Genomic DNA, 9,126 nt, shown 5'->3' on the forward strand with positions numbered 1-9,126 from the left:
AGGAGAACACATGACAGATATTATATCAAAAAATTTGTTAATTTCAGAAAAGATTAATGAAATAAAAGAAAATGGGTTTAAATTCGTAGCAGAATTTTCAAGAGATATCATTACTAATATAATGAATGCAATCTTAAAAGAAGAGTTTGATGAGAACTTAAAATTTGAATTTGAAAATTCTAAATATGAAAAGAAAAATACACGAAATGGTTATTATACAAGAGCGACTAGATACACCTATTGGAAAAGCATTGCTAAATGTTCCAAGAGATAGAGCAGGAAGAATTAAAAGTAAATTATTTACCAGATATAGTCGAAGAAGTGATGATCTTACTCAGATGATAATGTCCTTTTGCAAACTAGGTGGTTCTTATAAAGAAATCACTGATTTCATTGAGAATTCTACAGACATAAAAATGTCAAGACAAACAATTTCTAATATCTTTACTACTACAAAGGAAAAGGTAGATGAATTCCAAAATAGAAAGCTACCAAAGAAATTTCAAGCAATTTTTCTTGATTCTACTTACTTTTCCATCAAACGAGGAAGTTATGCAAAGGAAGTCTATAAATATCGTTATGGGAATTGACGAAAATGGTTATAAGCAAGTGCTAAACTTTGAAATTTGTCCAAATGAAAACAAAGGAATTTTTAGAGAATTATTACTAAAAATCAAGGAACAAGGTGTAGAAGAAGTTGAAATTTTTGTCTTTGACGGTTTACCTGGTTTAGAAAATGTTGTAAATGAAATTTTTCCAAAATCTAAGACTCAAAGATGTCTTGTATACATTCAAAGAAATATTGTGTCTAAAGTAAGGGTTTCTGATCGTAAAGAAATTTCTAATGATTTTATGTTGATTGCAAAACGAAGTAATATAATTGAAGCACAAAAAGAACTAGAAAACTTTGTATCAAAATGAACTATAAAAGGTTACAAAAAAGAAGTCTCATATCTTTTGCAAATGCAAAATTTATTAACATTTTTTGATTTTCCACCTGAAAAGCGTAAATCTATTTATACAACAAATCCAATCGAATCCTTAAACTCGAATATGAAATTGATTTTAAAAAGAAAAGTTTCATTTCCTAGTACGGAAAGTTTATCACTGCTTTTAGCACATATTTTTGATAACTGAAATATTGACAGAAGTTTTAGAGCAACAAACGGATTTAGAAATATTGGTTAAACTTCGATTTGGTATTGAAAAACCTGCAAAATATAAAGCAAAAGAACAAAAGATTACTTTTGTTCGCTTTATTTTGCGGGTTTTTCAAAAAAATTTTTAAATTTTTCTGATAAGATGCTATTATATATACTACTTACCTTTTTATAGGATATAACTTAGATTTTATTAAAATACACAAGAATTTTTATAATGTCAATGCAGCAAATGATTTGATCAATCTATATAATCAAGCAAAAAATAATTTAAAAAACTCCATTTATAATCAAGAAAATGTTCGTTTAGATTTAAGGGAATTTAAAAATTTAAATACCAATATTTATACAAAAGAAAGTTTAAATGAACTTAAGGATGTTGTTGATAATATTAATCAACAATTAAGTTTAAATACAAGTGAACAAGAGTATAAAGAGTTAAATAATACATTTATCGATAAATATCAACAACTTAAATATAACCAAAATGGTAATAGTATTCAAAAATATCAAAACAGCATTAAAAATAAATTTATTGATATTTTAAAAAATCAGTGACCAAATTGAATGCAGTTATCAAAAAAATTAAATAATGAATTTATAATTAAAGATGCAATAATAACTGATCCGAATACATCACAAACTGCAAGAGATATTAATATCAATTATCTAAATAACTTGTTTAACAAATTTACACTAGATAAAAGTAATCAAATTCATTCATTGCAGCAAAAGTTATTTATCAATCCGAACTATAAATATATTTTTTCAAATGATGTAATAAAACAAATGGATGCTTTATCAAAAGATACTGATAATAAAATTAAAAATAATACCTTAAAATATGATGATATCGAAAAGATACTAAAACAATTAGATGTTTATAAAAGCAAAATAGACAAAGATGGTATAAATAAATTAGTGAAAGAAATTACTTTTTCGGATGAGAAAAAACTTTATTATGACATTGTAAAAACTAGAAATTCATCAGAACAATTACTCGGGATAATAGATGCTATTAAAAGGGTAATAAATACCGACAATAAAATGATGAATGATTTAGTTACTCTAATCAATAAAGTAAATGATTCAAATAAAAAATCAGAATTTTTAAACAAAAAAGCTAATATACATACTGAATTACAATGAAATAATCTTTTAGATGATGTAAATAGCCAAATTATCAGAGAAAAACCTAATAATTTCTTGAATATTGGTTTACCGATTATTCTTGCTCTGTTAATCACTCCAACTATTTTATTTACCTACTACTTTGCTTATAGATATTTTTCAAAGAAAAATAATTCAAAATCTAGAAAATCAACATCCTAGGATGTTGATTTTGTGTAATTGTCTTATGCATTAGCAAAGGCTTTGATAAATGTAGTTGATTACCTTGTCTATATTGCTTGTATCAAAGAAATTAATTGCAAATTCTTTTAAATTTTCAGCATTTTTAAGAATACTTTCGATTATATTTTTTTGTTCTAACTCAGTTCCGACATTTTTCTTTAAGCAACTGTGATAAACAGGACATAATTTCACCAGATTATCTATGTTATCTAGCATCTGATTATTAGAAAGCGAAATATTATGATGAATTTCAAAATAATTTCTGCCTGTTTTCTTATGCATAAAAGTTCTATGTTCAAGTGGATATCGATTGATGCACCCATAACAAACATCAGGAGTATTTAACAAAATGTAAGATACTAATTGTCTGTTACGGTTTACTTTTATATCTAGTGATTCTGTTTTAAATAATTGATTTCTTAGTTTTTTGACATCATATGATGAAAGATCTTTATCTAAAACTAGTGAAATAAAGAAATCAATTACAGAATTTAATTTATTAGGTTTATTCTGATATGACAACTGACATTCAATGAAATTTAATTCATCTATTTTTATAGCTTTACCAAACGAATAATTACTTAAAATGATTTTAAATTTATAGTTATTTATAATCCCGATTTGATTTATATATCACTTTAAATTAATTCTTAATTGTGTGTTTCGTCGATTAATATTTTCAACAAACTGCTTTTGTAGTTGTCTAAAATTTATGTTTAAAACTGATATCGGAATATTAAATACATCAGTTAATAATTTGATCTTATTGAGTTGAAATTTACTGTTATAAAATAAATCAATACTTAAAAAATTCAGCGATGTATCTATGCTACCTCTACTTTCAAAAAATCCTCTAATAAATCATTTTTTAGGTTCTGTTATACTTTCACCTTCATTAAAATCTGATGTTTGAAAAATCTTAGCATATAAGCGATTAAAAAAATTATTTTCAGTTAAATCTAAATCGTTTTGTATTAACAAAATAGCTTTTTCTTTTCCATTGAAAGAAAAATTAGTATATTTATAGTTTTGTGTATATTCATGATAATCAATTCAGTTGTATCTAGCATCTAGGTTTTTAATAAATTGTAAATATTGATTAGAATACATTAAAAATTCTTGCTTTGACGAATTAACTTTCTTAGATTCTTGATAAGAACTAACAGCAGCAAAGTATTTATTATCTTTTGAAATTAAAATTCTACTCATTAACATCCCATATAAAAAAGGATGAATATTTTGATCCAATAACTTGCTAACTTTTATCATCAAATAATCTCTTTTCTGCTATCTTATAATATTTTTCATCAATTTCTATACCAATAAATTTTCTATTATTTTTTATCGCTGCAACTCCAGTACTACCACTCCCCATAAATGGATCTAAAATAACATCATCTATATTTGTATGAATATTTATAATTTGCTTCATCAATGCTAAACTTTTTTGAGTCGGGTGTTTACTTCTTTCTTTCCCTGATACAATTGGGAAAGAAAACAAGGATCTTAAATACACTTTATCATTAGGTTTATTAAAAACCCATTTTGCACCTTTTTTGACGGCTCAGATGGCAAATTCCATATCTTGAACATAGCGACGTTTAATATTTCTGGGCATCGGGTTATTCTTTTGTCAAATTAAAACATCATTAGTTATAAATCCTACCTCTTCTAATTCTTTAATAATGAAACTTATATATTTATACGAACAAAAAACAATAAAACATCCATTTTTATCAATTAGCTTTGAATAAGGTTTAATCCAAGAAAACAAATCAAAATCGATATCTCATGATCCAAAATATACCCCTTGTCGTGGGTTATTCAAGGTATTAAGATTATGTTTTGTTGAAATATTATAAGGTGGATCACAGATAATGTGATTAACTTTAATATTATCTTTTTTAAGTTGATTTATCATCTCATATGCATCAGCATGATAGATTCTAATTTTTTCTTGCATTAATTTCTTCCATTTCTAAATCAATATGATCTGCTATCGCTTTAGCAAGTATCGGTGGAACTGCATTACCTATTTGTCTACAGATACTTGTTTTAGGGCCATAAAAAATAAAAGTATCAGGAAAACTTTGGATTCTAGCTGCTTCCCTTGGGGTAATAGCGCGATTTAATACCGGATGTGAATTTCTTCCATTTGATGGAGTATCAAAACGTGTATCAATTGTGGGGGATACATCATCTCATTTCAATCTTGCTCATGTAGTGTTGAATTGTTGTTTACCTCATAGGTGTTTAGGTAAAAAACTTTTATCTCCTTGCTCTGGTATCATAGCAAGTTTTTCTAAAGCGATTTTTGAATGTTTGGTTGCAACATGATTATACAACTTATCTCCTCTTAGATTTTTTTGGTAACTACTTAGTGGATTATATAGATACTCGCTTTGAAAACTACCTTCACCAGAACACAGAAAATTTAAATCAGAAATAGCATCATAAACACCTGCATTTCCCACTTAAGTGGGATTTTTTATTTGATTATTTAACTCTCTTATATATAAATATATAAGAGAAACTTGAAAATTATTTTATTTTTTTCTTATGTTTTCTTACTGTTATGTTATAATTTTATTATGAAAAATGAATTAAAAGTTTAAACAAGGACATAAAAATTAACAGAAAATTAACATTGTATCATCTCAAGATATTGTTGAGGTGATTTTCAATCTAAAACAGATTGAATTCGTTTTGTATTATATCAAATTATGTATTGGTGTATTAGTTTTTTTAATTCATCGAAAGTAATTTTTTGAATAATCAACCTTTTTAGTCATTCTGATTTTAAGCAAGAAAATCAATACTCGATTTCTCTATTATCCAAAGAATTACCAACTCTTGAAAATGATACTTTTCCATTCTTTCTTTCTATCATATCAATATAGTATTTTGAAGTATATTGATATCCATGATCCGAATGGATTATAAAAGAATCACGATTAAAATCTTTAATGTTTTTAAAGTTATCGATAACAAGTTTTAAATCATTTTTGGTGGATATTGAATATCCTAAAAATTCTTTTAGTTTTATGTTCAATAATTGCAGATAAGAATATATGGTTTTTGGAAAGGTTTTAGAGTCAGCAGGAGCAGGGATATATGTTACATCAGTAGCGATGATTCCTCCAGAATCTTTATCATTAAAATCTCTTTTAACTAGATCTTCTTTTTTGAAAATTTGTATTCTTCTTTTCACGAACTTTTTCTTATTACGAACAAAAGATTTTATATTTAAATATTTCATTATTCTTCCTAAAGTCCTGTAATTTATGTATATTCCGTATTTTTCTCTTAATACTATAGACATTTTTACACGACCATAAACTTGCTTGTTTTCGTAAAAAACTTTCAGGATTATTTCTCTGTATTGCTCGTATTTTTCTTCCTTTTTGCTTATTGAATTTGTTTTTCATTTTGAGATAGTTTGTCTAGTTGCATCTAATATTTCTGCTGTCTTAGTTTGTGATAAGTCTTCTAATTCATGAGACTCATTTTTCTTTTGATTCTTATCCATTTTTTCTGCGATTTCATAGTATCGAGTCGCGATAATTATTGGATCTTGTCTGGTAAATTTTTCAAAATTTGGAACCTTAGATTTCTTGTCTTTCTTCGGTCTTCCAGAACCTGGTTTTCTTTAGGAACCACTTTTTGGTTAATAATTGATTTTCCATATTTAAATTATAATATGAAACAATTTTTTTCAATCTATTTCTTAAACTTGTTGATTTAATAAAGATTAATTTTGACTGATTTCTTTCATAAAAATATAAAGCTTTTTCGGTTCCTTCACTTGAATAAATTTCAAAAATTTTATCAAATTCTTCCTTCTTAAAACGCCTTGACATTGCTTTCCTTTCTTTAATATTTTTGAATGCGGACACCCCTAGGGGTGTTGGTTAATCCTATTAATAAAACAAAAAAATTAACAGAATTAATTGTTAATCTTTTTGTCCTACTTTAGTTTTTAATGTATCAGGAAATAAAAAAGGTATCACCTATAAGTATGTAGGTTGATACAAAGGGGAAGGTGATAGAAATTATGTGCGATGATTTAGTCTGGGAATGATAAGCGAGCTTGAAAAAATTAACAAGGATGCAATGAATATACTAAAAGAAGAGTAAAGCAATTTTCAAAAAATGATAATCCTGATTTTGTAAAGACTGCATTGCTAAGTTCGCTTAGAGAAAACCAAATTAAAGGTGTGAATATCAAAATGGGAAATAAATTAATATACGAATTGATAGATGAATACAATATATTTAACTGTATGTCACAGCAAGAAAAGCATAAAAACTTAAATATGTTTTCTATTATTTGATTTCTCGTAGAATTACCGAACCATCAAGTATTTTACGAAGTTTTATTTCTCAAAAAGAATATATAGAAAGTCAGGAAGTTTCAAAAAATACATTCTATAGAACCTTAGATTTTGTTGCAGAAAACCAAAATACACTCTTACAAAAATTAAACGAAATGGTTTTAAAAAAACAAATAGAAGCGAGAGTGAAATTTATTTTGATTCAACAACTGTTTATTTTGAAACCTTTAAAAGAAAAGGTTACAAGAAAAATGGTTATTCTAAGGATGGTAAATTTTAAAGAAGATCAAATAGTTATAGGTTTTAGCTTATGATCGAAATGGAATACCATATCACATCAAAAATATATCGTGGAAATACAAATGATCCTAGAACATTTATCCCTTTTATTTTTAGAAGTTCAAAAAACTTATAATGTTAATGATTTAACTGTTGTCATTGATCGTGGAATGAGTATTAATTCTAACATTAGATTTTTGGAACAAAAAGGATTTAAGTTTGTTATCTCGTATCGAGCAAGAAAAGGGGTAAAAAAATTCAAAGAATTATTATTAGAAAAAAGTGGATATATACAACTAAATAATGATGTTGTTTATAAAGAAGAAATAGCAATTTCAACTTTTCATAAAAAACGACCTAATGGACATCTTCGTCGAAAAATCATTACATATAGTATAAAAAGATTTAAAAAAGATAAAGTCGACCGAGACAAGATGATAGAAGATTTTCAAAAGAAACTTGATAAAAATGGGTATATGGACTCAAGTAAAATGATTTCAAGTTATAAATGTCAGTTTTTCAGACAAGTATCAAATCTAAAGTTTGAACTTGATGTAGATAAAGTAAACAGACATAAAGAATTTGATGGAATTTATGTTTATGAAACTAACTTAATGGATGAAAAAGTAGATAAAATAATGAATATTTATAAAAATCAATGAAAAATTGAAGAAAATTTTAGAAGTTTAAAGACTTATTTAGAAATAAGACACTGTTTATGTTTGAGTTGAAGAACATATCATCGGACATATGTTAATATGTTTTGCATCATTAGTAATATTGAAATTTCTTGTTTATCTTTTCAAAGAATTTCATATGAAAACAGGTATTTCATATGAAATAACAGAAGAAAAAAATTAATAAATCTTATTTCTAATGTTCTCGATTTCAAACAAAGTTGATATATACACAAATGAAGTTATAGAAAGTATAAGAAACGAAAATTACAGGATTTAATTTCGAAGAAGGTTGAACACTTTTTTAATGATTACTGTGAAACAGTAAGAAAAATTATTAAAAAATTCGTTTTCGCCTATGTTTAAGGCTTAAACGATTTTTTAATACATTAAAGTGGGAAATTCAGGTATAACTTATCTCCTCTTAGATTTTTTTGGTAACTACTTAGTGGATTATATAGATACTCGCTTTGAAAACTACCTTCACCAGAACACAGAAAATTTAAATCAGAAATAGCATCATAAACACTTATATGTTTATCAATATTAGATTTAGGAAGCAAAATCTCTTTATCTTTGCATCCGATAATAATAGCACGTTCACGATTTTGTGGAATCCCAAAGTTCTTTGCATTTAAAACTCCATAAGAAACTTTATAACCTAAATCTGTAAACATTTGATAAATTTGCTTAATAAAATATCCTTTTTGTGCATTCAGTAGATTTTTTACATTTTCAATGATGAAAATCTGAGGACTTATATTTTTTACAATATCAAAATATTCTAAAAATAAGAAATTTCTTTGATCATCAAATCCTATTTTTTTTCCTTTGAGACTATATCCTTGACATGGAGGGCCACCAATAATCATATTAATATTAACATCTTTTGATTTTTTGATTATCTGTTTTTTGATATCTATATTAGATATATCACCACAAATAACTTCTGAATCAGGAAAATTATTTTTAAAAGTATTAGTAGCATTTTGATCAAAATCTACTGCTATTAATGTTTTAAAATTAGTATTTTGTTCAAATCCCGATGAAAATCCACCTGCTCCACAAAATAAATCTAAGATTCTATACTTCATTTTTTTCCTTTATTTTTAATTATATCTTATTTTAATCATTGATTCTTATAAATAAGATAAATTGCATAAAATTTATCATTTTTTATGATAAATATTTTGCTACTAAATATAGATATTTTTTCGAAATTGGTATAATTACACCGTATATATATATATATATAAGTTGAATAATTTTACTTATATATAGTTTCAATATATTTATATACCTTTAATATTTATTCGAGGTAAT

At 25.5% G+C, this 9,126-nt stretch carries 9 protein-coding genes and 1 pseudogene; 4 read left to right on the forward strand and 6 right to left on the reverse strand.

Annotated elements, in window-relative coordinates; genetic code table 4:
- The first annotated feature begins 10 nt into the window (after positions 1–10).
- The 3 genes and pseudogenes from ACR82Z_RS02465 (at position 11) to ACR82Z_RS02475 (ending at position 2,492) form a co-directional block, all read left to right on the forward strand.
- The gene (locus ACR82Z_RS02465) at positions 11–274 is read left to right on the forward strand and encodes a transposase (protein WP_435128295.1); all 264 of its coding nucleotides are present in this window, start codon (positions 11–13) and stop codon (positions 272–274) included.
- Positions 207–1,188, forward strand: a pseudogene (locus tag ACR82Z_RS02470) (IS256 family transposase). Before ACR82Z_RS02465 ends, ACR82Z_RS02470 begins: the two are co-directional and overlap by 68 nt.
- A 209-nt stretch (positions 1,189–1,397) precedes the next feature.
- Positions 1,398–2,492 (forward strand): hypothetical protein, encoded by a 1,095-nt coding sequence (locus ACR82Z_RS02475; RefSeq protein ID WP_435128298.1) that lies wholly within the window; start codon positions 1,398–1,400, stop codon positions 2,490–2,492.
- A gap of 30 nt (positions 2,493–2,522) precedes the next feature.
- Here ACR82Z_RS02475 and ACR82Z_RS02480 read toward each other — a convergent pair whose 3' ends face one another.
- The 5 genes from ACR82Z_RS02480 to ACR82Z_RS02500 all read right to left on the reverse strand — a co-directional run bounded on the left by ACR82Z_RS02480 (position 2,523) and on the right by ACR82Z_RS02500 (position 6,373).
- Positions 2,523–3,722, reverse strand: coding sequence for a hypothetical protein (locus tag ACR82Z_RS02480; protein ID WP_435128301.1), 1,200 nt, complete (start codon positions 3,720–3,722; stop codon positions 2,523–2,525).
- A gap of 46 nt (positions 3,723–3,768) precedes the next feature.
- On the reverse strand, positions 3,769–4,476 hold the full coding sequence (locus ACR82Z_RS02485) for a DNA-methyltransferase (RefSeq protein ID WP_435128304.1): 708 nt from the start codon (positions 4,474–4,476) through the stop codon (positions 3,769–3,771).
- Complete coding sequence (locus ACR82Z_RS02490; RefSeq protein WP_435128307.1) at positions 4,460–4,987, reverse strand: DNA cytosine methyltransferase; 528 nt, start codon at positions 4,985–4,987, stop codon at positions 4,460–4,462. The genes ACR82Z_RS02485 and ACR82Z_RS02490 overlap by 17 nt, the downstream gene beginning before the upstream one ends.
- A gap of 167 nt (positions 4,988–5,154) precedes the next feature.
- The gene (locus ACR82Z_RS02495; protein WP_435128310.1) at positions 5,155–6,042 is read right to left on the reverse strand and encodes an IS3 family transposase; all 888 of its coding nucleotides are present in this window, start codon (positions 6,040–6,042) and stop codon (positions 5,155–5,157) included.
- A 76-nt stretch (positions 6,043–6,118) separates the two neighbouring features.
- The gene (locus ACR82Z_RS02500; protein ID WP_435128313.1) at positions 6,119–6,373 is read right to left on the reverse strand and encodes a hypothetical protein; all 255 of its coding nucleotides are present in this window, start codon (positions 6,371–6,373) and stop codon (positions 6,119–6,121) included.
- 470 nt (positions 6,374–6,843) lie between these two features.
- Here ACR82Z_RS02500 and ACR82Z_RS02505 point away from each other — a divergent pair, with 470 nt between their 5' ends.
- On the forward strand, positions 6,844–8,169 hold the full coding sequence (locus ACR82Z_RS02505; RefSeq protein ID WP_435128316.1) for an IS1634 family transposase: 1,326 nt from the start codon (positions 6,844–6,846) through the stop codon (positions 8,167–8,169).
- A gap of 23 nt (positions 8,170–8,192) precedes the next feature.
- On the opposite strand, the gene ACR82Z_RS02510 is transcribed toward ACR82Z_RS02505, so the two are convergent.
- Positions 8,193–8,897, reverse strand: coding sequence for a DNA cytosine methyltransferase (locus ACR82Z_RS02510; protein WP_435128319.1), 705 nt, complete (start codon positions 8,895–8,897; stop codon positions 8,193–8,195).
- Positions 8,898–9,126: the final 229 nt, after the last annotated feature.

The sequence above is a fragment of the Mycoplasma sp. 6243 genome, from assembly GCF_051200785.1.
In the GTDB taxonomy this organism is placed as follows: Bacteria; Bacillota_I; Bacilli_A; order Mycoplasmatales; family Metamycoplasmataceae; genus Mycoplasmopsis.